The organism is Bianquea renquensis (assembly GCF_014384895.1).
Lineage (GTDB): Bacteria > Bacillota > Clostridia > Lachnospirales > Bianqueaceae > Bianquea > Bianquea renquensis.
Genome location: NZ_JACRSQ010000008.1, coordinates 69,524 through 93,903, shown reverse-complemented (window position 1 = coordinate 93,903; position 24,380 = coordinate 69,524). Strand labels below are relative to the sequence as shown.

The window sequence follows — 24,380 nt, the reverse complement described above, 5'->3', positions numbered from 1 at the left end:
TCCTAGCCCGCTATCTGGAGCTTTTACAGTAGATTCAGGCTGCGGGCCGTCAGCATGGCGTCCGCTTTGCCGCTGACACCCAGCTTACGGTAGTTTTCCGAGATGTGGTATTTCACCGTTTCCGATTTCATGGACAGACGCTGGGCGATCTTGGTCACGGACAGGCCCTCCGCCTGGAGCCGCAGGATCGCCAGGGCATTTTCCGAAAAGTCCAGTGTGGCCGAAAGCTGCCGTTTCAAGTAGGCCGGGTAGCGCACCGCCATGCGCTCGGACTCCTGCAATAGCCGTTGCATCCACTCGCTGTCGAGCTGCTCATCGACCTGACATTCCTTTTTCACCTGACGCAGCAGGTCATTCACCGCAGGACCTTCCTCCGAAATGAAGCGCAGGAACCGGTATCCGCAGGCTTCCCGCAACACCGCCTGAAACGCCTCTTTCCATTCCTCTCCCTGCCGGTAGCGTGTCACCGCCGTCAGCAGTTCCGTCTCCATGTGGATGTAGGTACGCTGGCATTGTCTGGCGTAATAGCGCATTCTTTCCAATAATGCCAGGGCTTTCAGATGGTCGCCGGTGGAAAGATAGCACCGCACCTTCGTCAGGTAGCGGTAGCGCTCCAGGACGCAGAACTCCTGGTCCTCATCCGGGGCGGTCTCCATAAAGCGGCGGACGGCTTCCCTGTCACCCCTGTACAGCGCCAGACGGCATTTCAATGCCTCCATATTCGGCAAAAGCTGAAGCGCGTTTTCCTGCCGCACCCGTTTCTCGAAAGAAGCAAGCTGCATTTGGGCGGTTTCCATGTCGCCATTCAGCAGATACAGCCGTATCTGGATGCCCACGGCGGCGAAAGCTATCTCCGCCATGCCGCCGCCCAGGGTTTCCATCTCCCCACGGGTCAGCAAGGACAGCACCTCATAGGTATCCCCGCCCTTTTCATACAGACTTTCACCCAGAGCCACATTGACCAGCCCTTTTCCATAGCGGCCCAAAATTCCCGCCACCAGTTTCCCTGCGGAGACCGCCAGCTCCCGGTCATATTTCGACCAGTGGCAGAAATCCTTGCCGCCGTTCATGGTGGAGGGCAGGTTGCTGGTGACGGAAAGCTCCGGCAGGCTATCCCTCTCCAGCAGCACAGAGGGAATATGCTTCAAGATGTGGAGCATCCCCCGGCTACCCCGATGAGGCAGTGCAATGTCCAGATAGGCAAGGCGGCTTTTCGCTTCCTGCTTCTCTCCACCCCTGACGGTCTTTTCGTAGGCTGCCAGCTTTTCATACCAGGCTTCGCTTTCCTCCGGCTGCATCAGCAGGGAATAGAGCATGCTCATGGCCGCCATGAGTATGACATTTCCCTCGATCTCCGCCGGTTTCAGCTGAAGATAATATTTTCTCAATTCAAAGTAATGGCCATTACCGGGATTGCACCTTGCGTTGCGGATCAGCAGTTCCCGGATACGGCTGGTATAGCCGCTGCGCTCGTACATGGCAAGGGCCTTAGGTATCCGCCCCTGCATTTCGTAATACAGCCCCGCGTTATAGGAGTATTCCCGGATAGCTGATTCTCCACAGGACACCGCCATGCGTCGGCGCAGGCTTTCTAAGAGAATAGGCCGCAGGCGGTAGACGCCCTCCTGTTCCGTCAAGAAGTTTCCGGCCTCCGCCGCCTCTTTCAGCAGGCGGGCCGCATGGCGACTGCCGGTAATCATCTCCGCAAGAGGGAGATCAAATTCATCCACCACACTGACCTGCATGAGAAATTCCAGCAGCTCCGGTTCCATCTCTACAAAGACTGCGCTTTCAAGGTAATCCGAAAATAGGCGGCTGACCGCTTGGCAAAGCTCCGGCCCCGGACGGGCCCCGCCCGCCATGAGCCGGGCCGCAAGACCTAACGTGTAAGCGTTGCCATGGCTATCTTCCACCATTCGGGCCAGCTCTTTCTGTGTTGCCCCGGCACCGAACCGGGCCAAAAGAGCGGCGGCCTCCGCTTCCTTCAGCCGAAGATCTTCCTCCGGGATGACCAAAAAGCCGGTCTGCATATAGGCAGTCAGAAGCCATGGTGGAACCTGGCTGCGACTGATTAAGATGAGCCAGACATCTTTCCGTTTCATCAGGGAGAGAATGTCCCTCTGCTTTTCTTTGTTCTTCAGCCGGTGAAGGTCGTCAATGACCACCACGCTGCAGGGGCCTCCTTCTTCCAGCGTCTTTGGCGCGGGGAATGCCGCGGCATCCCAATCCCCGTCTGCGCAGGACAGGTAACCATAGCGCCGGTTGGACAGATACTGTTTCACCAGCTCCGTCTTCCCGTAGCCGGTAGCGCCATACAGGTACACAGTATGACACAGCTTGCGGGCCGCTTTCAGTTTTTGCAGGGCCTTATGTGGGGCTGTATAGTCTTGATCCATAAGGCGGAAACGCCTCCCTACTTCAATATATTTCATGATACGCCATTAGACATTATGTTCTTTTTTGCATCATCAGGATTAAACGCGCAGAAAGCCGCTCTGGCCGACATAGAAGGAAAAAACTGCCTATGCCAGTTAGATGCAGGATACTATATAGTATAGTGGATTGACAAAAATATGTCCACTCCCCAACTGGGGAGTTTTAGGCTGTCTTAAATATTTTTTCTCTATTGCTAAAAAAGACATGACTCACTCCTGAATCATGTCTTCTACATGGATCGCTTATTTATTTATACTCCCAGGCTCTCCACCCAGGTCACCACATCTTCTTCTGAAACACTGGAGCGGAACCGCATACCTTCCTGCCAGTCACCGGTTCCGGCCAGCTCTGCCAGCAGTTCACCGCTGTCTCCTAAACCAGAACTTGCCGATGTACAGAAGGGAATGACCGTCTTTCCCGTAAAATCATTGGCTTCCACAAAAGTGTTCACCGGCCATGCTGCGATCCCCCACCACACGGGGTAACCGATATAGACTCTCTCCACATCCTGCCAATCATCTACGGTGTCGGCCACCAGCTCCACATTCCGCAGGCTTTCATCGGCGTATTCCTGGGACACACGGCTATTATCATCGTTGTAATTCAAATCCTCATCGGTATAAGGATCAACCGGCTCCAGCTCGAACAATTCTCCGCCTGTCGTCTCGGCAATCACTTCTGCTACACGCCCTGTATTGCCGGTAGCTGAAAAATACACCACAAGGGTTTTCCCCTCCGTTCCATCGCCATCTGTTTCCGTCTCGCTGCTTGTTTCGGTGCTGTCTCCTTCTGTTGTAGCTGCGCTGGATTCGTTCTCCGATTCTGTTGTTGTATTCGACTGTGTCTGGCTTTCCGCTTGGCCGCATCCGGCCAGCATACTGACAATCAGGATACACATTGTAATCAGTAAAAATTCACGTTTTCTCATAGGGAATGACCTCCTTCATCTAATACATACTCTGTCTCCTTTGCCGGTCCTTCCTTCTATTTCAGATTCGCTTCGAAAAACCGTTCCATTTTGTCAAAGGGAATTGCGCTTTTTTCGCCGCCGTCATACAGGTCGGTATGCACTGCACCGGGAATCAGCATCAGCTCTTTGTTATCCGTATACGCGTTATCCCTCATCATATCGGAAAAAGCATCCTTACTGAAGTAACAGGAATGTGCTTTTTCTCCGTGAATCATCAGCACTGCACTGCGAATTTCATTGCTGTACTGCAAAATCGGCATATTCAGAAAGGACATACAGCCTGTAATATTCCAGCCCTCATTGGAGTTGAGAGAACGCTTGTGATACCCACGCTCCGTTTTATAGTACTCGTAATAGTCTTTTACAAAGAACGGTGCGTCTTCAGGCAACGGATCCACAACACCGCCGCCACGCACATAAGTCCCTGCCCGATACTCTTTGGTGCGCTGGGCGTTCAATGCCTTTCGTTTCTCATAGCGAGCCACTTCACTATCCTCTGAATCAAAGTAACCCTTCGCGTTGACACGGCTCATATCGTACATGGTTGAGGTTACAGTGGCTTTAATTCTGGTATCAATCGCCGCTGCATTCAGAGCAAGACCGCCCCAACCGCAGATACCGATGATGCCGATTCTTTCGGAGTCAACCTTGTCCTGTACAGACAAAAAATCAACCGCCGCCTGAAAATCCTCGGTATTGATATCAGGAGAAGCCATATACCTCGGTTCACCGCCGCTTTCACCCGTGAATGACGGGTCAAAAGCGATCGCAAGAAATCCTCGCTCTGCCATCGTCTGTGCATACAACCCGGAAGCCTGTTCCTTAACTGCGCCGAAAGGTCCGCTTACCGCAATTGCCGGAAGCTTGCCCTGTGCATGTTTCGGTGTATAGAGGTCTGCTGCAAGGAGTATTCCATATCGATTGCAAAATATTACCTTGCAATGGCTCACCTTGTTGCTTTTAGGGAAGGTTTTATCCCATTCTTGTGCTAAATTCAATCCCATTCTCGCTGTTACCTCCGTTTAGCTAGCTTACCAATTTTTCTTCTCCTTGGCACAGCCCTGCTGCTTTTTTCTCTCCTCCACCATGTTGACAAACCACTCGACCATAGACGGGTCCTGATGAGAAAAGAACGAGCTTTCATTCTTATCAAGAGCCGCAATAGCCGTCATATCCTCATCTGACAGCACAAAATCAAAGACCGCAAAGTTTTCTTCCATGCGCTCTATATGTGTTGACTTCGGAATCACAACGACCCCACGCTGAATATTCCAACGCAGCATAACCTGTGCTGCTGTTTTTCCGTATTTTTCACCGATTTGCGATATGACAGGGTTGTCAAATGTGCCCCCGCGGCCTTCCCCGAAGGGCGCCCATGCTTCCAGACGGATATCGTACTTGTCAGCCCACTCTTTTAAATTCTTCTGCTGATTAAAAATATGCGTTTCCATCTGATTGACCATAGGCTTAATTCGGTTAAATGCCGCAAAATCCACCATACGGTCGGCATAAAAATTTGAAATGCCGATTGCACGGATTTTTCCCTCATCATACAGTTCTTCCAGTGCCTTCCACGCTCCGTAAGCATCGGAGAACGGTTGATGCAGCAAAACTAAATCAAGATACTCTGTCCTCAGCTTGCGAAGTGACTCCTCCACGGAAGCCTTTGCCTGCTCATAGCCATAATGTTCGATCCAAACCTTGGTGGTAAGGTAAATCTCATCTCTCGGTACACCTGACTTTTCAATAGCGGAGCCGACTTCCTCCTCGTTAAAATACGACTGCGCCGTGTCGATATGTCTGTACCCCACCTTTAAGGCGTCAAGTACGCAGCGCTCACATTCTTCTTTTGTTACCTGATATACACCATAGCCTAAAATCGGCATTTTCACACCATTTGCCAATGTTACATACTCCATACTACAATCCTCCGTTATGCTTTTAGTTTCAAATCGCCATAGTCGTAAGTGGCAGTACCGGTCTGACCAGCGCCTGCCCAAAGCATTACATTTTTTGCAATGTTCACGCCCCTCCTCTATATGGTTTTCCCCATTTCGTAGGCTTCATCATAAGCGGGAGTGGCTTTTATCTCCCCAGCCTTCCAAGCGCCGACACCGTAGATAATGCCTGCTTCTCTCGCCCCGTCAAGGCAATCCTCTGTAAAGCCTCGGAATGCTTCCAGAGTACGGGTGAGGCTTGCTTTTTCAGTGTCTGCCGCTGTCAGGATAAAGTAAAAATCCTTATGGGCAATTCATTCTGCTATTCCCAGTTCCTCCGCTTTCCTTATAATTTTCCGTATTCCCTATCGGACACAGGTTCGCACCATTCCGTCCTGCAATTTTCACCCGGCACTTCAACTGCTAAATGCTGAAACCATGAGTCACGGGCCGCACCGTGCCAGTGCTTTACACCTGCCGGAATGTGAACAACATCCCCGGCTTTTAGCTTTTGTGCCGGTTTGCCCCATTCCTGATACCATCCTTCCCCTGCGGTGACAAGCAACATCTGACCACCACCCGTATTTGCATGATGGATATGCCAGTTATTGCGGCATTTCGGCTCAAACGTCACATTTCCGACGGCGACCTGCTCTGTCGAGAGCATATTCAGATAGCTCTGCCCGATAAAATACTGCGCAAAAGCTTCGTTTGCGCCTCCCATGGGGAATACGCTCATTTCCTTCACACTCACAGCGAACCCTCCTTGCTCCATTTTTCAATATCCTTTCTGGCCCGCCTTACACTGCCGCCTTGGATGGCAAGTCCTTTTTCGACCTTTGCGGTAGGGCACAGTTTTTTGATGTCGCTGACGCTGCTGCCCATACCGCTGCCTTCATGGGTACAGAAAGGTTTGATTGTCTTGCCGCTGAAATCAAAATGTTCCAGAAAAGTAAATACAGCCATGGGCATCGTGCTCCAATAGTTTGGATACCCTAAATAAATCACATCGTATTCCGAAATCGTCTCAGGGCAATTTCTCAGTTCGGGGCGGGCGTTCTGACGCTGGTCAGCCTGCGCCTGTGCGATACATTCGTTGTAATCCCTTGCATAAGGCTCCATCTGCTCAATCTTAACTACATCAGCGCCTGTCAACTCTTTGATCATGCCTGCCACAATCTCTGTATTGCCGACTTCCAATGTTTTAATCAATCCGTTTACATAGTTCTCATCTGCTCTTGAATAAAAAGCAATCAGTTTTTTTGACATTTTAGACCCTCCGTCCTGCTTTCTGCTAACAGTCTAGCACGAAGCATCTTGACACGGAATCTCCGATATGTTATCATCGTATAAACTTAAAGTTTATACGATGATAACATTTGCATTCGGAGGTACAATATGTATAATCCTATGCTTGATACTTTTATAGCGGTTTGTGACTATGGCAGCTTTACCAAAGCGGCAGAACATCTGTATATTTCGCCGACTGCCGTTATGAAGCAGATGAATGCGCTGGAAAGCCATCTGAATTTAAAGCTGATAGAGCGAACTCCGGCAGGCGTACATGTGACACCGGCAGGGGACGTCATCTATCGGGACGCAAAGTTCATGATCGATTACTCAAAAAAGTCCATTGCCGCTGCAAATGCTGCCACGCACACCTATGACACCACCTTCTGCGTGGGCACGTCTCTGCTCAATCCCGCAAAACCTTTTATGGATTTGTGGTATCGCATCAATCAAAGTTTTCCTGACTACAAGCTACACCTTGTTCCTTTTGAAGATAACCACAAGGGCATTTTGTCGGAAATCAAAAAATTGGGAGAAAAATTTGATTTCTTGATTGGCGTCTGTGATTCCAAAGCGTGGCTATCCCTATGTCGCTTTCTACCACTTGGCAGATACAAAAAGATGATCGCGGTATCTAGAGAACACCCGCTTGCATCGAAAAGCCGTATCGATATACAAGATCTGTACGGCGAAACCTTGATGATGGTAAGCGCGGGAGATTCCGGCGTAAATGATTTCATACGCAATGATTTGCAAAAAAATCACCCTCTGATTCATATTGAGGATACCCCTCCGTTTTATGATGTATCCGTATTTAACCGCTGTGCGGAAACCGGCAATGTTCTGCTTACGATTGAATGTTGGCAGGAGGTTCACCCCGGTCTTATCTCCATTCCGGTCAATTGGGATTACAGCATTCCGTATGGATTACTCTACAGCCTTCATGCGCCGGAGGATGTGCTAAGGTTTGTTAAGGCGGCGGAGAACCTAACGCATAAAGCTTGAAATATTGAAACAGTTTCGGGCGGATTCAAAAGCGGAAGGGAGATAACTTCCCTGCGAAGTCTCTCCCTTCCGCGAACTCTTTTACCCCGCCCTTCGGCGGATTTTTGAAATAACAAACGGCACATGTTGTGCCGTTGCACATATTGTGCCGTTGCTGCCGTTCATTCGATGGATTCCTGCGGCGCGGCCTCTGAATTCTGCTCCCTGAGCAGCCTTCGAACTATGTCATAGGAAAATCCCTTTCCTACCATGTAGCGGTACAGCTTGTCAACATCCAGAGCTTTCATCGCTCTGCACCTTTTCTCAAACACCGCACGCGCCTGCGCCTCCTCGTCTACAGGGTTCTCCTGGAGAATACGCTGAATATCGTCGCGGCTGATTCCCTTCTGTTGCAGCTTTCCGACGATATCGCGGGTGCTGAGATGCCGGACCGTTGTGTTGTCATGAACCATGCACTGCGCAAACCGCTGATCATCGACAAACCCATATTCCCGCAAAAAACATAGGATCTGCGCGCCGGTGTCCTCATCACACCCCAGTCGGTGGAGATACTCCCTCATTTCCCTCTCGCTTCGCATCCGATACCCCAGGTACCCTAGTGCTTTATTTCGATAGTGCTCTTCCTTCTCCCGCTGTGATGCGAAGACAGCCGGCTCCTTATTCTTTCTCATTCCCGCCAACGGCCTTACTCTGTCAAGGACTGCTGCGATGGAGTCTCCTGTGTCTCTCCTCCCTTGGCTGGCTGGAAGCCGTACTTCTCGCGGACTTTCGCCTCGACTTCGCTGAGAAGCTCTGGATTCTCCTGCAAGTATATCTTCACGTTCTCGCGCCCTTGCCCCAGCCGCGCATCATTATAGTTATACCACGCGCCGCTCTTGTTGATGATATCCTCTTTTGCCGCCAGATCCAGGATATCGCCCGCCCGGGATATGCCCTTTCCGTACATAATGTCGAACTCCGCTTCCTTGAAAGGAGGCGCCACTTTATTTTTGACGACTTTCACCCTCGTCCGGTTTCCGACGAACTCATTGTTCTGTTTCAACGTCTCGATACGGCGTACATCCAGCCGGACAGATGCATAGAATTTCAGCGCGCGTCCACCCGTCGTCGTCTCGGGATTTCCAAACATGACGCCTACCTTCTCGCGGAGCTGATTGATAAACACAACGACGCATTTGGACTTGTTGATCGCTCCGGTCAGCTTCCTCAGCGCCTGGGACATGAGGCGCGCCTGCAACCCCACATGGGAGTCCCCCATCTCCCCATCGATTTCCGCCTTGGGGACCAGCGCTGCGACGGAGTCCACGATCACGATATCCATGGCGCCTGAGCGCACCATAGTCTCCGCGATCTCCAGCGCCTGTTCCCCGTTATCCGGCTGCGATATGTAGAGGTTGTCAATATCGACCCCCAGATTCCTCGCATATTTAGGGTCCAACGCATGTTCCGCGTCGATGAAACCCGCAATTCCTCCCATCTGCTGCGCCATGGCTACCATATGCAATGCCACGGTGGTCTTACCGCTGGATTCCGGCCCATAAATCTCAACGATTCGGCCGCGGGGGATTCCGCCAACCCCGAGAGCGATATCCAGGCTGAGGGCCCCTGTGGGAATCACCTCCACGTCCATATTGTTCATGGAATCGCCCAATTTCATAATCGAGCCCTGCCCATAATCCTTCTGAATCTTTGCAATAGCGGCATCTAAAGCCTTCTGGCGTTCATCTAATCCCATCTTGTCCATCCTTTCTGCTGCGAGCGGCATTGACTCTTTCCCTGGTATTGGGTTGAGGTGCGAACATTTATTCGCTCTTCACTTATAATACAGGATTTTCTCCTGTTTGTCAAGATAGTGCTACAAAAGTTTGCCTCCGGCAACCTTTCCATCAGGTCCGCCTTCCGTGTACTTTCCTATACGAAAAAATCCGTCTTGATGGCGGAAATTTTCAACTCTATCTATATTATCGCAGTTATTCATAAAAGGTTGCTATCTTATTGAAATTTTTCCAGAAGCGCAATTCTCAGCATGTTGATGGCCTGGACCACTGTATTCTCCCGATTCCCCTGGCGGTCTTTTCGATAGTTGCACTCCTGATACGAAATATCCCCTAAGAGATACATGCCAATATAGACCAGACCCACCGGTTTTTCTGGGGTTCCGCCCTCCGGCCCGGCGATCCCCGTCACAGAGAGAGCCACATCCGCGCCTGAAGCTTCCGCAGCCCCCCTCGCCATCTCACAAGCAGTCTGCCAACTGACCGCACCGTGGAGGCGCAATGTTTCCTCCGAAACCCCGAGATATTTTTGTTTTGCTTCATTTGAGTACGTGATGAAGCCCTGCTCAAATGCCCCTGAGATGCCTGGATAGTTGACGAGCCGGCCTGCCAGCAGTCCACCCGTGCAGGATTCCGCCGTGGCGATCTTGAGATTATGATCAAGCAGCAGCTGTCCCAATGCCCCCTCTAGCGTGTCCCCATCTGCGCCGAACACATAGGATCCAAATCGCTTTCGGATATCCTCCTCCACAGGATGAATCATGCCGGCCGCTTCCTCCTGGGACTGAGCCTTGGCCGTGATTCGCAGATCCACATATCCGGTCTTCGCGTAGGGCGCCAAAGTGGGATTTGTCATGGCATCCATCATGGGTTTTAGCTCATGCTCGACAAAAGATTCTCCAACTCCACAGAGGTGCAGCGTCCTGGACACCATGACCGCACTGGAGCGGGCCGCCAAAAATGGTTTCACCTGCTTGTCGAACATGGGCTTCATCTCAGATGGCGGACCTGGCATCATGATCAGCATCTTCCCTGACATCTCCAGGATAAAGCCCGGTGCCGTTCCATTTTCATTGTATAGGGGTTCCGCTCCCTCGGGCAGCATCGCCTGCTTCCAGTTGTTGGGCGTGATCTCCCTCTTGCGCTTCGTCAAGATGTCCTCAATGTTTTGTCTCGCGCGAGGGTCCTCCTTTAGCCCCACACCGAAATACCTCGCTCCCATCTCTTTCGATAGATCATCCGTGGTTGGCCCGAGTCCTCCTGTGGTCAACACGAGATTGGCCCTCGTATACGCCTCCTCAAAGGCTTCCAGCACCCGCTGCGGATTATCCCCTACAACCTGCTGGTGATACGTGTTGATCCCCAATGCCGCCAATTCTCTTGCCAGATAGGACGCATTCGTGTTGACGATATCCCCGAGCAGAATCTCCGTCCCGATGGCGATAATCTCTGCTGTCAGCTGCGTCTTTTCTTTTTCCTCAACTTCCTTCGGCGCTTTCATTTTTTCCTCCATTCCGGCGCATCCACGCCCAATACTCGCTCTTAGTCTGCCTCTTTCAAGACAGAACGATTCTTCCAGATATAGTCTACCACCGAGATGATAGTCAACGCCACGGAGGCATAGGTTAGAATCGCAACGATAACGCCATACCAGCCATAGGGAAGGCCTAGAATCACGGCAAGCGTCATCACCATCTGTACCACCGTCTTAGCCTTTCCCCATATCCCCGCCGCGATGACAACCCCCTGAGCGGCAGCCACAAGGCGGAATCCACTGATAATAAATTCTCTGGCCACCAGAATGATGACAATCCACGCCGCCATCTCCCCTGTCTCGACAAAACATATCAAGGCGGAAACGACCAGCAATTTGTCGGCCAGGGGGTCCATAAACTTTCCAAAATTAGTCACCAGGCCTCGGCTTCGGGCCAGATGGCCATCCAAATGATCCGTGTACGACGCAAAGGCAAAGATCAAAAAGGCGATATACCGGTTCCAGGGGGCTGGCAATAGGTTCGTCATAAAGACAACCACGAACACGGGAACAAGACAGACACGAAGAATCGTCAATTTATTCGCAATATTCATCTTCATCAAGCATCTCTCCTATCAGATCGTATTCGCTAGCTCCCGTTACTTCACAGTCCACCACTTCCCCAGATAACAGAGACCGCGTCGCCTTCAAAAATAAAAACCCATCAATGTCCGGCGCGTCCCGGTATGTCCGGGTACTATAGACATATCCCTCTTCTCCCGGAATCTGCCCTTCGACCAATACCTTCATTTTCTGTCCAATGAATTCATTAGACTTCGCTTCGCTTATGGAGCGCTGAATCTCCATCAGCTGCTCTTTGCGCCTCTGCTTCTCCGCCTCCGGTATCTGATCCGCAAACTCCGCCGCCGGAGTATTTTCCTCCTGGGAGTAGGCGAAAACACCTAGCCGGTCAAACCGGACTTCCCGGACAAAGTCGCACATTTCCTCGAATTCGTCCTCCGTCTCCCCCGGAAATCCGGTGATCAATGTGGTTCGAATACAGATCTCGGGAATCCGCTGGCGGAGGCGCTGGATCCGCTCAAGAAGTATTTCCTTTGTATGCCGCCGCCCCATGCGTCTGAGAATGGAGTTGCTACAGTGTTGGATGGGCATGTCGATATAGGGCAGAATTTTATCTTCCTGCGCCATGATCTCGATTAATTCATCGGTAATATCCTCCGGGTAGCAATATAGCAGGCGAATCCACGACAGCTCTTCGATTTCGCACAGTTGGCGCAGCAGTCCTGAAAGCGTAGCTAGCTCCGGCAGATCCCGCCCATACTTGGTGATATCCTGGGCTACGATCATGACCTCCACAACCCCTGACCTTGCGAGATCCTCCGCCTCCCGCAGGATATCCTCCGGCCTGCGGCTTCGATACCGCCCTCGAAGCTTCGGGATAATACAATAGGTGCAGTGATTATCACAGCCCTCCGCGATTTTTAGGTACTCATAATAGCCGGGCGTCGTGATGGTCCGCTTGTGATAGGACAAATCCCTTTCCTCGATCTTCTCGACGCACCGAAGCTTCTCTTCTTTTTTGCTGAGAACGGCATCCACCACGTCCACGATGGATTCATAGCTGCCCGTGCCGACGACGGCATCCACTTCCGGCATCTCCTGGAAGATCTCATCCGCGTACCGCTGCGCCAGACATCCCGTCACAATCAGCGCTTTACAGGCGCCTACCTCTTTATATCCTCCCATTTCGATAATCGTCTGAATCGATTCTTCCTTCGCATCCTGGATGAAACCACAGGTATTGACAATAATGACGTCCGCTTTCTCATCGTCCTTCGTCAGCGCGTATCCCCTCTCTGCTAGAAGGCTTATCATAATCTCACTGTCCACCGTATTTTTATCGCAGCCCAGGGATACAAAGGATATCTGCCTGCTCAAACCGTCCAGGTCTCCTTTCATGATCGAGTGCCCAACTGCGCTTTGTACGCCTGCACGCAATTGGAAAGCAGCATTGCGATGGTCATGGGACCGACGCCGCCGGGCACTGGCGTCATATAGGAGGCCCTTCCCATGCAGGCTTCATAATCCACGTCGCCACAGAGCCCATCCTCAAGCCGGTGCATCCCCACATCAACGACGACGGCTCCTTCCCGGATGTCCTCCGGCCCAAACATTTTCGGGCGCCCTACAGCTGCGATGAAGATGTCAGCCTGTCTCGTCAGCTCGGATAGATCCTTGGTTTTGGAGTGGCAGACGGTCACGGTGGCGTTCTCCCGGAGCATCAGGAGCGCCAACGGTTTTCCCACTATATTGCTCCGGCCTGCGATGACGCAATGCTTGGATGCAATCTCGACCCCTGCCCGTTTCAACAACTGCACAACTCCCGCCGGAGTGCAGGACACGAAGGCATCCCTGTGCCCTATAGACAATTTTCCCGCATTGACAGGATGAAATCCATCCACATCCTTGGCGGGGTCGATCGCGTTAATGACAAGATCCGCGTCCAGATGTCTGGGAAGGGGCAGCTGGACCAGGATTCCATTGACCCCCGGATCTTCATTGAGCTCCTGTACCTTGGCCAACAGCTCCTCCTGTGTCGTCTCCGCAGGCATCCGGCAGACAAGGGATTTCATTCCAATCCACCCACACGCCTTCTCTTTATTGTTGACATACACTTTGGACGCCTCATCATGGCCTACCAATATGACCGCCAGACACGGTGCTGGCATCCCTTTCCTGATACAGTCCTGAATCTGTTCCTTCAGCTCGCTGCGTATCTCGCGGGCTGTCTGCTTTCCGTCGAGTATCTGTGTTTCCATTTGTCATCCTCCATTTCAGCGCAACCGCGCTAACATCTAAAACAAGCCCGTTATATTGCCATCCCCATCGACATCGATCGTTTCCGCCGCAGGTACCTTCGGCAGACCTGGCATTGTCATAATATCCCCTGCCAGCGCAACGACGAACCCTGCGCCCGCTGACACGGTCACTTGCCGGATCGAGATGGTAAAGCCGGAAGGCCGTCCCAATCTCTTCGGGTCATCCGACAGAGAGTACTGGGTCTTGGCAATGCAGACGGGGAAAGAGCCAAATCCCAGCTCTTCTAATTTTTTGAGTTGCCTGCCGACGCCGGCTTCAAAGTTGACGGCGGCGGCGCCATAGATCTCTTTCGCAATGGTCTCAATCTTTTGAGCAAGGGGCATGGAATCTGGGTACAGTGGACGGTAGTTAGAAGGCTTCTCTTCCAGTGTCCTCAGCAGCTCCTGCGCCAGTTCGATGCCACCTTCACCGCCCTTTTCCCATACTTTTGATAGCGCAAAAGCGCATCCCATGGCGCGACAGCGCTCTTCCACATAGGAAATTTCTGCCTCTGTGTCAGACAGAAAGGAATTTAACGTTACCACCACCGGCACGTGATATTTTTGAAGATTTTCAATATGCGCCTGTAGATTCACAAACCCATCCGCCAGCGCCTGTAGATTCTCCCGCCCTAGGTCCGCTTTGGGGACTCCTCCATTGTACTTCAGCGCGCGGACCGTTGCAACCAACACAATAGCGGACGGTTTCAAGTTTCCGATGCGGCATTTGATATCTAAAAATTTTTCAGCCCCCAGATCCGCGCCAAATCCCGCTTCCGTTATAACCAAATCAGCAAGCTTTAATGCGTACCGGGTCGCCCTCAGGCTATTGCAGCCATGGGCAATATTGGCGAAAGGCCCTCCGTGGATGATACACGGTGTATTCTCCAGAGTCTGAACAAGATTGGGGCTGATGGCGTCTTTTAACAGCGCCGCCATTGCTCCGTGGGCCTTTAAGTCTTTGGCCGTCACGGGCTTGCCCTCATACGTATATCCCACGATGATCCGGCCAAGGCGCTCTTTTAGATCGAGCAGGTCATCCGCCAGGCAGAGGATCGCCATAATCTCGGAGGCAACAGAAATCATAAAGCCGTCTTCCCGCGGCACGCCCTGTGAAGTGCCCCCCAGGCCTACCACGATATTGCGCAGTGCCCGGTCATTCAAATCGACCACCCGCTTCCACGTGATCCGGCGCGGGTCTAACCCAAGGGCATTTCCCTGCTGGAGATGATTATCGATCATCGCCGAAAGAAGGTTGTGTGCTGTACTGACAGCGTGGATATCGCCTGTAAAGTGGAGATTGATCTCTTCCATGGGGACAATCTGGGAATATCCGCCGCCGGCGGCTCCTCCTTTTACGCCCATACAAGGGCCAAGCGAGGGCTCCCGCAGCGCAATAATGGCCTTTTTTCCCAGTTTTCCCATGGCCTGCCCCAGCCCCACCGTCGTGGTGGTTTTTCCCTCACCGGCCGGCGTTGGATTGATGGCCGTCACCAGGACAAGCTTACCATCCGGCCTGTCCTTGATTTGATCCCACAGCTTTTGTGATAGCTTTGCCTTATACCGCCCATAGCTTTCCAGATACTCTTCCTGAATCCCCAATTGTGCCGCCACGTCACGTATTGGGAGCATCGTTGCCTCTCTGGCAATCTCAATGTCGCTTTTGACTGTGCCCATCGCTACCTCCATATTGCCGCACTGGCGGCATTTATTAATTTATTCTTCTCCATCGCTTTCAAGTTCTTCTCTCGTGATCAAAACTTTTCTGGGCTTGCTTCCCTCGTCCGGCCCCACAATTCCCCTGGCATACATGGCCTCCATTAGCCGCGCCGCTCGGTTGAATCCAATTCGAAAAGCCCGCTGTAGCATACTGATGGAGGCCTTTTGCTTATCCACGACAAACGAGATCGCTTCTGGCAAAATCTCATCCAGCTCGTCATCCTCGCCTGTCGTGCCGCCCACGCTGCCGCCGCTGACTGTTTCAATGAGGTCTTCATCGTACGACGCGTTGACTCTCACCGCCGCCACAATGGTCTCCACCTCTTTGTCGGAGACAAAAGCGCCCTGAATTCGCGTTGGCTTCGACGCCCCCATTGGGCAGAACAGCATGTCGCCTTTTCCCAACAGTTTTTCCGCGCCGACCATGTCCAGGATCGTCCTGGAGTCTGTGCCGGACGAAACGGCAAAGGCCAGGCGGGATGGAATATTGGCTTTGATCAGGCCTGTGATGACGTCCACTGAGGGCCTCTGAGTCGCGATCACAAGGTGTAACCCCGCCGCCCGCGCCATCTGCGCCAGCCTGCATATGGCTTCTTCCACCTCTTTCGACGCAACCATCATCAAATCCGCCAGCTCGTCGATAATGATAACGATCTGGGGCAACGTCTCTAATTCCAGCTCCGGCTGCTCCTTGACCGCAGTGTTGTATCCTCGGATATCCCGGACGTTCATATCCGCAAATTTCCGGTATCGCTGTGTCATCTCCTGTACCGCCCAATTGAGGGAGGCCGCTGCTTTTTTCGGATCATTGACCACGGGTATCAAAAGATGCGGTATACCATTGTAAACCGAGAGCTCGACGACCTTGGGATCAACCAGAATCAGCTTCACCTCTTTCGGGTCCGCTTTATATAATAGGCTGATAATCAGGGAATTGATACAGACACTCTTGCCAGAACCAGTAGCGCCTGCGATGAGAAGGTGCGGCATCTTCGCGATATCTGCGACGCGCACCTCACCGTCGATATCCTTTCCTAACCCAAAGGCTAATTTGGAGGGGAACTTTTTAAAGACATCACTTTCGATGACCTCCCGCAGACTGACGGAAGCGGCTTCTTTATTTGGCACCTCAATGCCCACAGCACTTTTTCCCGGAATGGGCGCTTCAATGCGGATTCCCGATGCGGCCAGATTCAGCGCAATATCGTCTGCCAGATTTACGATCCGGCTCACTTTGACCCCCTGTTTCGGCTGCAGCTCATACCGCGTCACGGCAGGTCCCCGGTTGACCTGCACAACTTTCGCCTCCACGCCAAAGCTCATCAGGGATTGCTCCAAAATCTGTGCACTCTTCATCAGTTCCGCCTTGGAGCTTCCACCGACCTCCTGTTTGGGGAGACTCAGCAGGTCGATGGGCGGAAACTGATACTGTCCCTGTTCCGCAAAACCGGCTGTGCCGTTCTGTGATGGTTCAGTCAAAGGCTGCCGGTTCCGCCCTGAAGATGGCGCTGGCTTTGGTGCAGGGGCCGGAGCGGGAGTCTCCGGGATCAAAGGCTCCAGTTCCCACTCTTCTTCCAAGAAAGGTATCGCATCCTCTTCCGGCTCAGATACATACTTTGATTCTGACTCTGGCAAGCCCTGCGCTTCAGTCTTTTTCTTGCGCTGCCGGTATGGATCGTTTTCTAACAGCGGAATATCGACAGTACCATCTTCGATGGGCGCCCTCGCTTCCCGCTTTCTTTTCTTTGTCGGCTTTTTGTGCTCCAAGGAGGGCTCAATTCCCACTCCCCGGACTACGATGGGATCCGATTGCGATGGATCCTCCTCCGGTATGGGCGGCGTTTCCTGTCTCTGCATACGCAGAGAGTGCTTTTCTTTCTGCCGGTCGCGCATTTTTCTGGCGGAGTCCGCCGCGCGGCCGGTTGCCTTGCCCGCCGCTTTTAGCGCAGACCGCTCTGTCAAAATCACGAGGCAGATAATCGCCAGTCCCGACAGCAAAATGATGCTTCCCGTCTTGCCCAAAATTTTGAGAAGACCTGTTCCCAGAAGGCCGCCAATCAAACCGCCCGTCTTTGGCGTCGCCTTATGATATAAGTCCATCAGTTCAGTTGCGCTTCCGACATTGAACACATGTAGAAAAATACTAACCAACAAAATACTGAAAAAAGCCGTCACGGCCTTCACTTTTCGTCGGCTGTCCAGCTTCCCCAGCATCCACATTCCCATTACAACAATCATATAAATACAGATCAGATACGCGCTAAACCCAAACAGGCCAATAAAGACTTCATAGAGAACCCGCCCAAAGGCCCCCATGGAGGTGTGAAGAAATACCCCCATGGTCACCAGAACCATCCCTAAAAAAATGAGTAAATATTGAACTTCCGTCCTCAGCGGACTTTTGGGCTGTTTCTTTCTCTGTGTATTGGCAGGCTTTTTTTTCTTTGTCGACCTTTTCTTTTGCGCCATGGCGGCTCCCCCTCGCTCGTCCCCGTAGTCTCGCCGTTACCTAGTGGAGGAACCCCCAGACGACGGCCAGCAGTCCAACAGCTAAACAATAAAATCCAAAGTAATGAAACTTATTCCGCTTGAGGATTGCAAGAAGCCCCCGAATACAGGCATATCCCACAATCGCGGCGACAATGGCGCCTAATAAATAGGGGAACCAGTTGAGCTCCAGGTCTGCCCCGGATACACTGGATAGTTTTAGTATCGCAGCTCCCCCTATGGCGGGCATCGAAATCAGAAACGAAAACCGGATGGCAAACTCGCGGTCAAAGCCGCAGAGCATACCGCCCACAATCGTGGAACCGGACCGGGAGATGCCAGGAATCGTCGCCACACCCTGAAACAAACCGATGACAACCGCATCCCGATAGCTTGCCTTCTCCAGTCTCTTTTTGCCCGCGGGGATCTTAGCAGATGCCAGCAGCATTCCACCCGTGAGGAGAAGGGCAAATCCCACTGCCATCACTGAGCTGAGGAACAGGTCCTCCAAGAATTTCTGCATGACAAGTCCCAAGATAGCTGTGGGAATCGAAGCCACGATGACCAGCAATACCATCTTGCGATCTCTGTACATTTCAAATTTCCGCTTGCCGCCGTGGACCAGCCACAAAACCCCATCCCGGATCAGCAACAAGCCTTCCTTGATCAGCAGCACCACATCTCGAAAATATACGACACATACCGCCGCCAATGTGCCAACATGAAGCAATATTTCAAATAAAGCGGACGTATTTAAGCTGGCATCCGCTCCGATCATGAACTTTGCCAATACAAGATGTCCAGAGCTGCTGACCGGCAAAAATTCTGTCAGTCCCTGTACAATTCCCATGATAATTGCATGAATCCACGATAATTGTTCCATTTTTCCGTCCTTTCAATCCCTTTTACTCTTTATCATTTTATCACAGTTCCCGCCATTTGTAAACATGTCATCCCAGGTAATACAGCAGCCGTTCCGTCACAAAGGCGACGGCTGTCGCTGATAGAGCGACGGTGAGAAGGCCTTTGTTCTTCCAAGCCAACACCAGAGCCACGAGGAAGCCGGCAACTCCCGCCGCCAGAGTTCCCGTTGACTGCAATATGTCGGGAAATGTCATGGCCCCCAGCACCGCGTAGGGCACATAATACAAAAAGGATTGCACATAGATATTTTTGATTTTCTTTCGAAAGAGTAGGAGCGGGATCGCCCTGATTAAATAGGTGACAAGGGCCATTATAAAAGTTGCAATTAGAATACGCGGATAATTCATGGCGCGGCCTCTCCTTCCGTTTTTTCATCCGGCGGATGGATAGGAAAAACTATAGCCCCCATTCCCGCCGCAGCCACAGCACAGATGATGATGCGCCAGCCAGCTGGCACCTGGCAGAGAAGCGGCATGTAATGAAAAAGGCAGGAGCATACCACCGCCGTCAACACAACGGCGAGGCAGGACCAGCTCTTTCGGCACGGCGGCACGATAATTGCGAGAAACATCCCATAAATCGCGATTCCCAAAGCATCCCGCAGTGCCTGGGGCAGTAGATAGCTGGCTGTAGCCCCCACCAGGGTTCCCAATGCCCATCCCAGATATGGCAGCGCGATAAGCCCCGCCATGAACGCTGGCGTGACCTCTTTCCTGCCAGATGCCACGGCAAAAATTTCATCCGTAATCCCAATTGCCATTCCCATCCGTTTTAGGATACCCGTGTCCGCCCTCAGCTTCTGCGACAGAGAAAGCGACATCAAAAAATAGCGAATGTTGATGACGAAAGTGGTCATGGCAATCTCAATATATGGCGCCCCTGCTATCAATAATTGCGTGCCCGCCAGCTGCCCGGCTGAGGTTAGATTGGTCATGGAAATCAGCACGGCAGACCAAATGGGCAGGTTGCCCCCAGCCGCCATCATTCCGAAGGCAAAGGATACGGAAATATACCCCAGAGCAATGGGCATACCTAGGGCAAGTCCTTCTTTTAGCTGAGTCTTTGTATATGTAGTCAGGAGCATGGGACCCTCCGATCTGTTAATATTCATGCAAACATGCGGAAATATTATACTCCATCCGCCCCTTTCTGTCAATCGCACCACGCCTTGACAGCGTGGGAGGCATGGAGTATTGCAAAAATGGCGCATTAAGGCATAGCGTAAGGGCTTGCCGCCTGCTCTTCACAGACATCAAGCCCTTTCAGCTGTCTCTTGGATCCACTCTCCTTTTTACTTAACAGGAGGCGTTTTTATAGTACCACTGTTACCCTAGAGTATACGTGACCGGCCAGTGCGGCGATTCTATATGAAGGGGATGATAGGGATCGACAACTAAGGGCCTAGCAAATCCATACTCATGGATTTGAATCTTGAGGCTCTTTGTAGGAGTCATTGCTAGTATTCCAGGGTCTTGTTTAAGAAACGCATTTTCTCCATATTCACATCCGTCTTTTCCATACCATTCCACTGCATTATCGCTATATAATAGATTTTTATACGTCTGGCCAGATTGTGGAAACGACCATAATAAGCGCATTCCACTGGCGCTTAAATTGACAGAGACATTCCCGTTTCCAGCATTTGTCGGCAGCGCTGCGTAGTCCACAAGCGTTTGAGCATTGAATCCTACTTTTATATAACTACCCGTTCCTTCAATTACCACACTGTTGTGAAGGGATGTACACGTTGTCGAATTTTTTACACTCCAAATATATTCTCCGCTTGTCAGCTTCTTTTCACAAGCAATCAAGGCTGAGCGGGTCACTTTTGCATAAAGTTTTTCCGGGTGGTGATTTCCATCGTACACCGTAAAAGTTTTCCCGCTTAAGACTGTGACATATTCTTGTAATGCGCAAGGGACAATCGATTGACTCCTCGATGCTTCACTGACTTGCCAATACGCATGAACCGCCTCTTCAATTGGGTCAACGCTAACTCCCTCACATGCACTGTTCGTCCCATAAACATACATACCATTCTCTCTCGTAATGTAAACGGCTGTATTTTTAGCAACGCCCTCATCTTCTACACTTTTTAAAGGAGCGTCTGGGAAGAGTCCTGTCACAGAGTTAAGATCAAGTCCAGGCTCCGCCAAATAGATCATTGTTCCTCTATCCACTAAATTTTTTAATTGAAATTTTCGTGAAACCAATTCCGATATGGGCTTCTCGATCACGAGAATATCCGCGTCTACCTGGTCAAGATTCTCAAGCTGTGAATACCTTACGTTCTCGCTGTTGGAACTATGTGTTTGAACATCGGAAATTACAGCTACGTAAGGGTTGTTGATTTCAGGAAGAGACGAACTCATATCGGATGGGAAAAAACATGCAGACGAGGTAAAGAGCAGAGCTAGAGCGGGCCATAACGCCATTAGTTTTCGAGCCTTTTTCATCTCTATTTCCTCCTCGGACTCTCTTTAGTAGCCTATAAGGACGTAGGGCGGCCTCCAAAATAGAGCGGGCCAGTCTACAGAAAGCAGACTGGCTCATCCATTTTGGGCTATCCCTTATGACGACAGCTGCCAAAGCTATGCTTATAGCCGTTTTAAAAGAACGATCTCGGCATCTGACCCGCCATCTCCATATTCACAAACCAAAAGATACCGATCGTCAGCAGCCAATCCATAACAGCGCTCACTATTCTTCTTACAAATCTCCGCCCCATAATACAGCTTTGAATCGTCCCAGAGCTTAATCCTCTGCCCACTTGGCAGATTGTACTCTAAGTTAATGAAATCGCCTCTCAGTTCGTTTAACTCTGTGACTTCCGCCATATCCTCGATCCCCAATTCGTTAAATTTTTGGATCAGTTCCTCTTTTTGCATTTTCCATTCCCCCTCTTCCGTAACTATAGAATCTTTCCTACAGTATAGCATTCCAAAATAAAAAACACAACACTGTGATTCTAATTCATCTTTCTGTACATTTTAATCATTCTTGATATCCACCATTGTACATAGAGTATCCTCACGGCGGACTTTTCTATAGGGGAAAATAAAGACACCAAAGAGGTGTCTGCCATCTGCGCAATTGAGTTCACACATGTTTTTACAAATGGGGGGAGGAGGATTCGAACCTCCGAAGGCACTGCCAGCAGATTTACAGTCTGTCCCCTTTGGCCACTCGGGAATCCCCCCGGTACAATTCGACAGTGTATCACATGTCGCATCCCTTGTCAAGGGCTTTTTATGCTAATGTCCAATCCCGCTTTCCGGTAGCCAGTGGGACTGACCCCGAAATGCCTCGTAAACTGATTGGTGAAATAATTATAATCGTGAAAGCCGACCTTCTCTGCAATGACCGCGATGGAATCCCGGGTCGTCAGCAGCAGCATGGAAGCCGTTTTCAGCCGGTACTCTCGTATGTACCGAACCGGAGAGATCGAAAATTGCCGTTTAAAAAGCATACAAAAATACTCGCGGGAAATGCCAACGGCCCTGGCAACTTCCGCAACCGACAATTCTGTCTGATAATGTGACTTGATATAGTCCACAGCACAGACAATGTGCTGGGAGCAATTGGTGCTGATGGCCGCCAGCGCATCGGGGCTGGCTACGGATCTCGCATAGTGGTACAGGATATCATACAGCAGTGACTGAATCTTCAACTTGACACTAAAATCCAAACGGGTGCTGTAGGAGACAACCGACGCATAGAGCGCCTCCAACTCTCGAATATCGTTGGCAATATGGACAGGCCGATGGGGTGAGATGGATGCCCGATGGAGTATCTGGAGGACTTCTCCGCCACTAAATCCTATCCAGTAATAGGTCCAAGGGTCCTCCGCGTCTTCCTTATAGAACACCAATTCGCCAGGAAATACACAAAAGGTTGCACCGGCCCCTAAATGGTATGTGGCCGTGGGGTTGCGAAAGATTCCCTTCCCGGAGACGATAAACACCATAAGAAAATGTGAACGGATATGGGGCAGCGTATCGGTTCTCGGAATACATTGCTCCACGCCACAGAATAATACACGGCTATCCCCAAGGGCAATATCCGGCAAATAGACCTCTTTCAACAATCGCTCCGCCATCGAGTCCACCTCCACAGGATCTCACAAATCTCCATATTTTTATAACATCATTATATAGCGAAAACCGCCAAAAGGCAATATACTCTTTCCTATAAGAAGGTCCGCCGTGAGGCGGACATAATTCCGAAGAACCGAAGGTTCTTCCAAAGTTCGCAAAGCGAACTTATTTATCCTATAAGAGGGTCCGCCGTGAGGCGCAAAAGCACAGATAACAAGGGAGGTATGAGTCTAATGGATGGAATCCATGCCTGTGTGCCCCGGAACGCTATGTCGTCGGGCGCAAAAAAAATGCGGGATTTTTATGAGCACAAGCCGGATGCCGGCATCTATCAGAAGGAATTTGGATACTATGTTCTCGACCGCTGGAAGCGAGAAGGATATATCAAGGAAACCTGTACCCAGGAAGAGCTTGACGCTCTCTTTGGCTTTGATCCTCCTGGACGGTTTAACCTGGGCGGTCTGGGCGGATGTGAAGCGGCCTTCTGTCCTCCCTTTGAAGTGAAGGTTCTGGAAGACCGCGGAGAGCATGAAGTGGTCCAGGACTGGGCTGGACGCCATGTGCTGTACTTTAAGAATCGACGGGATGGCTTTATGCCGGAATACCTGGATCACCCGGTCAAAGATGAGAAAACGTGGGAGGAGAATTGTCTCTGGCGGATGGACCCCGCCGCTCCGGCGCGCTATGAGTCGCTGTCTGCGGATATGGCCAAAGCGCAACAGGCCGCAGGCGAGGGACAGGTCCTATGCCAGACCATGGTAGGGGGCTATATGTATCTGCGAAGCCTCATGGGGCCACTCGGCCTCCTGTACATGTTCTACGACAATCCCAACCTGGTTCATTCCTGTATGCGGGCCTGGTTCGATTTGGCTGACGCGGTCATCGCTAAGCACCAAGAATTTGTCACTTTGGACTCCCTTGCCTTCGACGAGGACATCTGCTACAACCATGGCAGCCTCATCTCCCAGGATATGATTCGAGAGTTTCTATTTCCCTATTACCAGCAGCTCATCCAAAACACGAAGCGCCGGCAGCTGGATCCATCCCGCAGGCTCCATGTGGAGCTGGACACCGATGGACGCTCGGATGATGTCATCGACCTTTACGCCGGCATCGGGATGGACTTGCTGGCGCCCTTTGAGGCAGCCTCCGGCTGCGACGTGGTGCGCACTGGCCGAGAACACCCGGACCTTCTGATCTCCGGTGGATTCGATAAGCGAATTCTAGCCCACAGCAAGGAAGCCATCGACCGGGAGGTGGAGCGCATCATGCCCGCTATGAAACGCAGGGGCGGCTATATTCCCACCTGTGACCACGGCGTTCCTGAAGAAGTCAGCTTTGAGAACTATCTGCATTATCGCAAACGGATGCTGGAGTATGCCTGATC

At 51.5% G+C, this 24,380-nt stretch carries 22 protein-coding genes and 1 tRNA gene; 2 read left to right on the top strand and 21 right to left on the bottom strand.

Annotated elements, in window-relative coordinates; translation table 11 throughout:
• Nucleotides 1-23: 23 nt before the first annotated feature.
• The 6 genes from H8730_RS07270 to H8730_RS07240 all read right to left on the bottom strand — a co-directional run bounded on the left by H8730_RS07270 (nt 24) and on the right by H8730_RS07240 (nt 6,612).
• Nucleotides 24-2,396, bottom strand: coding sequence for a winged helix-turn-helix domain-containing protein (locus H8730_RS07270; protein WP_249289608.1), 2,373 nt, complete (start codon nt 2,394-2,396; stop codon nt 24-26).
• A gap of 290 nt (nt 2,397-2,686) precedes the next feature.
• Nucleotides 2,687-3,364 (bottom strand): flavodoxin, encoded by a 678-nt coding sequence (locus H8730_RS07265; RefSeq protein WP_177718178.1) that lies wholly within the window; start codon nt 3,362-3,364, stop codon nt 2,687-2,689.
• A gap of 56 nt (nt 3,365-3,420) precedes the next feature.
• Nucleotides 3,421-4,410, bottom strand: coding sequence for an alpha/beta hydrolase (locus H8730_RS07260; RefSeq protein ID WP_177718176.1), 990 nt, complete (start codon nt 4,408-4,410; stop codon nt 3,421-3,423).
• 27 nt (nt 4,411-4,437) lie between these two features.
• Nucleotides 4,438-5,325, bottom strand: coding sequence for an aldo/keto reductase (locus H8730_RS07255; protein WP_177718174.1), 888 nt, complete (start codon nt 5,323-5,325; stop codon nt 4,438-4,440).
• Between the two features lie 364 nt (nt 5,326-5,689).
• Nucleotides 5,690-6,097, bottom strand: a complete 408-nt coding sequence (locus tag H8730_RS07245; protein WP_177718172.1) for a cupin domain-containing protein — start codon at nt 6,095-6,097, stop codon at nt 5,690-5,692.
• On the bottom strand, nt 6,094-6,612 hold the full coding sequence (locus tag H8730_RS07240) for a flavodoxin (RefSeq protein WP_177718170.1): 519 nt from the start codon (nt 6,610-6,612) through the stop codon (nt 6,094-6,096). Before H8730_RS07240 ends, H8730_RS07245 begins: the two co-directional genes overlap by 4 nt.
• Before the next feature lie 129 nt (nt 6,613-6,741).
• Here H8730_RS07240 and H8730_RS07235 point away from each other — a divergent pair, with 129 nt between their 5' ends.
• Nucleotides 6,742-7,638: a LysR family transcriptional regulator gene (locus H8730_RS07235; RefSeq protein WP_177718168.1), complete on the top strand. Its 897-nt coding sequence runs from the start codon at nt 6,742-6,744 to the stop codon at nt 7,636-7,638.
• A 161-nt stretch (nt 7,639-7,799) separates the two neighbouring features.
• Here the strand turns inward: H8730_RS07235 and H8730_RS07230 are convergent, their stop codons facing one another.
• The 15 genes from H8730_RS07230 to H8730_RS07160 form a co-directional block, all read right to left on the bottom strand.
• Nucleotides 7,800-8,309 (bottom strand): regulatory protein RecX, encoded by a 510-nt coding sequence (locus H8730_RS07230; protein WP_177718166.1) that lies wholly within the window; start codon nt 8,307-8,309, stop codon nt 7,800-7,802.
• Nucleotides 8,310-8,323: 14 nt separating this feature from the next.
• Entirely contained in the window at nt 8,324-9,382 is a 1,059-nt protein-coding gene (gene recA / locus H8730_RS07225) for a recombinase RecA (protein WP_430385378.1), read from the bottom strand.
• A gap of 248 nt (nt 9,383-9,630) precedes the next feature.
• The gene (locus H8730_RS07220; RefSeq protein ID WP_177718184.1) at nt 9,631-10,872 is read right to left on the bottom strand and encodes a competence/damage-inducible protein A; all 1,242 of its coding nucleotides are present in this window, start codon (nt 10,870-10,872) and stop codon (nt 9,631-9,633) included.
• An 83-nt stretch (nt 10,873-10,955) separates the two neighbouring features.
• Nucleotides 10,956-11,501, bottom strand: coding sequence for a CDP-diacylglycerol--glycerol-3-phosphate 3-phosphatidyltransferase (gene pgsA, locus H8730_RS07215; RefSeq protein ID WP_177718182.1), 546 nt, complete (start codon nt 11,499-11,501; stop codon nt 10,956-10,958).
• Nucleotides 11,485-12,846, bottom strand: coding sequence for a 30S ribosomal protein S12 methylthiotransferase RimO (gene rimO / locus H8730_RS07210; RefSeq protein WP_346726564.1), 1,362 nt, complete (start codon nt 12,844-12,846; stop codon nt 11,485-11,487). The genes pgsA and rimO overlap by 17 nt, the downstream gene beginning before the upstream one ends.
• Nucleotides 12,847-12,863: 17 nt before the next feature.
• A complete protein-coding gene (gene folD, locus H8730_RS07205; RefSeq protein WP_177718160.1) occupies nt 12,864-13,727 on the bottom strand; it encodes a bifunctional methylenetetrahydrofolate dehydrogenase/methenyltetrahydrofolate cyclohydrolase FolD in 864 nt (287 codons plus the stop codon).
• Nucleotides 13,728-13,763: 36 nt separating this feature from the next.
• On the bottom strand, nt 13,764-15,443 hold the full coding sequence (locus tag H8730_RS07200; RefSeq protein WP_249289606.1) for a formate--tetrahydrofolate ligase: 1,680 nt from the start codon (nt 15,441-15,443) through the stop codon (nt 13,764-13,766).
• 39 nt (nt 15,444-15,482) lie between these two features.
• Nucleotides 15,483-17,954 (bottom strand): DNA translocase FtsK, encoded by a 2,472-nt coding sequence (locus H8730_RS07195; protein ID WP_249289605.1) that lies wholly within the window; start codon nt 17,952-17,954, stop codon nt 15,483-15,485.
• Nucleotides 17,955-17,994: 40 nt separating this feature from the next.
• Nucleotides 17,995-18,855 (bottom strand): undecaprenyl-diphosphatase UppP, encoded by an 861-nt coding sequence (gene uppP, locus H8730_RS07190; RefSeq protein ID WP_177719028.1) that lies wholly within the window; start codon nt 18,853-18,855, stop codon nt 17,995-17,997.
• Nucleotides 18,856-18,922: 67 nt separating this feature from the next.
• On the bottom strand, nt 18,923-19,243 hold the full coding sequence (locus H8730_RS07185) for an AzlD domain-containing protein (protein WP_177719027.1): 321 nt from the start codon (nt 19,241-19,243) through the stop codon (nt 18,923-18,925).
• Nucleotides 19,240-19,980: an AzlC family ABC transporter permease gene (locus H8730_RS07180; RefSeq protein WP_177719026.1), complete on the bottom strand. Its 741-nt coding sequence runs from the start codon at nt 19,978-19,980 to the stop codon at nt 19,240-19,242. Before H8730_RS07180 ends, H8730_RS07185 begins: the two co-directional genes overlap by 4 nt.
• Before the next feature lie 241 nt (nt 19,981-20,221).
• Nucleotides 20,222-21,352: a hypothetical protein gene (locus H8730_RS07175; protein ID WP_177719025.1), complete on the bottom strand. Its 1,131-nt coding sequence runs from the start codon at nt 21,350-21,352 to the stop codon at nt 20,222-20,224.
• Between the two features lie 141 nt (nt 21,353-21,493).
• Complete coding sequence (locus H8730_RS07170; protein WP_177719024.1) at nt 21,494-21,784, bottom strand: hypothetical protein; 291 nt, start codon at nt 21,782-21,784, stop codon at nt 21,494-21,496.
• Between the two features lie 230 nt (nt 21,785-22,014).
• A tRNA-Tyr gene (locus H8730_RS07165) sits at nt 22,015-22,096 on the bottom strand.
• Nucleotides 22,097-22,134: 38 nt separating this feature from the next.
• A complete protein-coding gene (locus H8730_RS07160; protein ID WP_177719023.1) occupies nt 22,135-22,995 on the bottom strand; it encodes an AraC family transcriptional regulator in 861 nt (286 codons plus the stop codon).
• Nucleotides 22,996-23,226: 231 nt separating this feature from the next.
• Here H8730_RS07160 and H8730_RS07155 point away from each other — a divergent pair, with 231 nt between their 5' ends.
• Nucleotides 23,227-24,378 (top strand): uroporphyrinogen decarboxylase family protein, encoded by a 1,152-nt coding sequence (locus tag H8730_RS07155; protein ID WP_249289604.1) that lies wholly within the window; start codon nt 23,227-23,229, stop codon nt 24,376-24,378.
• Nucleotides 24,379-24,380 lie beyond the last annotated feature (2 nt).

Coding starts and splice junctions, on each gene's coding strand:
- H8730_RS07270 (WP_249289608.1), bottom strand. CDS start 2,396: ATGGATCAAGACTATACAGCCCCACATAAGGCCCTGCAAAAACTGAAA.
- H8730_RS07265 (WP_177718178.1), bottom strand. CDS start 3,364: ATGAGAAAACGTGAATTTTTACTGATTACAATGTGTATCCTGATTGTC.
- H8730_RS07260 (WP_177718176.1), bottom strand. CDS start 4,410: ATGGGATTGAATTTAGCACAAGAATGGGATAAAACCTTCCCTAAAAGC.
- H8730_RS07255 (WP_177718174.1), bottom strand. CDS start 5,325: ATGGAGTATGTAACATTGGCAAATGGTGTGAAAATGCCGATTTTAGGC.
- H8730_RS07240 (WP_177718170.1), bottom strand. CDS start 6,612: ATGTCAAAAAAACTGATTGCTTTTTATTCAAGAGCAGATGAGAACTAT.
- H8730_RS07235 (WP_177718168.1), top strand. CDS start 6,742: ATGTATAATCCTATGCTTGATACTTTTATAGCGGTTTGTGACTATGGC.
- H8730_RS07230 (WP_177718166.1), bottom strand. CDS start 8,309: ATGAGAAAGAATAAGGAGCCGGCTGTCTTCGCATCACAGCGGGAGAAG.
- recA (WP_430385378.1), bottom strand. CDS start 9,382: ATGGACAAGATGGGATTAGATGAACGCCAGAAGGCTTTAGATGCCGCT.
- pgsA (WP_177718182.1), bottom strand. CDS start 11,501: ATGAATATTGCGAATAAATTGACGATTCTTCGTGTCTGTCTTGTTCCC.
- folD (WP_177718160.1), bottom strand. CDS start 13,727: ATGGAAACACAGATACTCGACGGAAAGCAGACAGCCCGCGAGATACGC.
- H8730_RS07200 (WP_249289606.1), bottom strand. CDS start 15,443: ATGGGCACAGTCAAAAGCGACATTGAGATTGCCAGAGAGGCAACGATG.
- H8730_RS07195 (WP_249289605.1), bottom strand. CDS start 17,954: ATGGCGCAAAAGAAAAGGTCGACAAAGAAAAAAAAGCCTGCCAATACA.
- uppP (WP_177719028.1), bottom strand. CDS start 18,855: ATGGAACAATTATCGTGGATTCATGCAATTATCATGGGAATTGTACAG.
- H8730_RS07185 (WP_177719027.1), bottom strand. CDS start 19,243: ATGAATTATCCGCGTATTCTAATTGCAACTTTTATAATGGCCCTTGTC.
- H8730_RS07180 (WP_177719026.1), bottom strand. CDS start 19,980: ATGCTCCTGACTACATATACAAAGACTCAGCTAAAAGAAGGACTTGCC.
- H8730_RS07175 (WP_177719025.1), bottom strand. CDS start 21,352: ATGAAAAAGGCTCGAAAACTAATGGCGTTATGGCCCGCTCTAGCTCTG.
- H8730_RS07170 (WP_177719024.1), bottom strand. CDS start 21,784: ATGCAAAAAGAGGAACTGATCCAAAAATTTAACGAATTGGGGATCGAG.
- H8730_RS07160 (WP_177719023.1), bottom strand. CDS start 22,995: ATGGCGGAGCGATTGTTGAAAGAGGTCTATTTGCCGGATATTGCCCTT.
- H8730_RS07155 (WP_249289604.1), top strand. CDS start 23,227: ATGGATGGAATCCATGCCTGTGTGCCCCGGAACGCTATGTCGTCGGGC.